1 protein-coding gene and 1 pseudogene are annotated in these 1,263 nt (G+C 61.0%); both read right to left on the reverse strand.

The genetic code is table 11. The features are described 5' to 3' along the window. Positions 1 to 148: 148 nt before the first annotated feature. Positions 149 to 1,087, reverse strand: coding sequence for a DUF4880 domain-containing protein (locus DBR24_RS26165; protein WP_128616161.1), 939 nt, complete (start codon positions 1,085 to 1,087; stop codon positions 149 to 151). Positions 1,088 to 1,118: 31 nt separating this feature from the next. Further along, positions 1,119 to 1,263 (reverse strand): annotated as a pseudogene (locus DBR24_RS33860) (RNA polymerase sigma factor); the annotation flags it as partial.

The raw sequence follows: 1,263 nt of genomic DNA on the forward strand, positions 1-1,263 counted from the left end.
AAGGAACCCCGAGCCCCAGCGAGCGGGCCGCACGTAGGAGCAAGCCTTTTGGGTTACCTTTTCGGCGTTTGGAAAAGGTGACCCGCCGTAAGGGCGGAACCCTAAGCGGCCATTACCGCAGCAACGGATATGTCCACCACCAACCCCACTAGCTAAGAACGACGACACCACCGGGCAACTCAGTGCATTTGACGCCATAAGCATCGCGAATCAACAGCGCAACCCCGGCAAGTTGATCAAGACTGAACCGCGCCTGCACCCGACGCTGCCCCAGCTCCCGGTTAAGCAGCAACAACATCCCAGGCCGATAGCGGTTGATCTCATCAATCATCTGGCTCAGCGTCGCACCGTTGAACACCAACACCTGCTGACGCCAGTTCATCACCGCCGCGGTGTCGACACTCTGCACACTGCCAACCTGCCGCGCATCGTAGGTCACTTGCTGCCCCGGTTCGAGGCGCAGGCTGCGGCCTTCTACGTCGACTTCAACCGCGCCATCAAGGCAGGTCACGCAAACTTGCTGATCAGTGTTACGCAAGTTGAAACGCGCCTGACTCGCCCGCAACCACCCTCCTCCAGCCTGCATCGCCAGCGGCAACCGCGCGGTCTGCACTTCAACCTCACCACTGACCAGCTCAAAACCCTGCACACCCTCAGACACTGCACGTTGATTGATCCGCGTCTGGGTGTTCAGCTCCAGGCTCACACCCTGCGCCGGTTCGAAACGACGCTGCTGACCGACTTCGGTTATGTAGTCAGCGCCCAGCCCTTCAAACCCGCCAGGAATCGTCCCGCGCACCAACAGAAACGCCGCCGACGCAGCAATCGCGCCACCGAGAAACGCCCGGCGACCGAAGCGCCGGGGCGCCTGCATCTGCTCCATGGCCGGTTGCAACTGATGCCACACAACCTTGGCCTGCTCGAACGCCTGCGCATGCTCGGCACTCTGTGCGCACCAGTCGCGCAGGGCGCGGGCATCGGCCACGGTGGCGCGGCCGGAGGTCAGCAGGACCAGCCAGTCGCGGGCTTCGCTGTGCAGATTGTCGGCCGCCGATGGCTCGGCAGGTGTCAGTCGAAAGATGTTCAAACGCGCAGATTCTCAACGAATTGATCGGGCACTATTCAGAAGACGGTTTTCCGGCCCCGCGACCGAACCGCTGAAACACTTTTCTTTCCAGTTTCGCTGCACAAAAGCCCAACGCGGCTTTGATTTCCTTCTCGACCATGCGCGTGGAAATGCCAAAACGCTGGGAAATCTCCAGG

Origin of the sequence: Pseudomonas sp. HMWF006 (genome assembly GCF_003061205.1) — a bacterium.
In the GTDB taxonomy this organism is placed as follows: domain Bacteria; phylum Pseudomonadota; class Gammaproteobacteria; order Pseudomonadales; family Pseudomonadaceae; genus Aquipseudomonas; species Aquipseudomonas monsensis.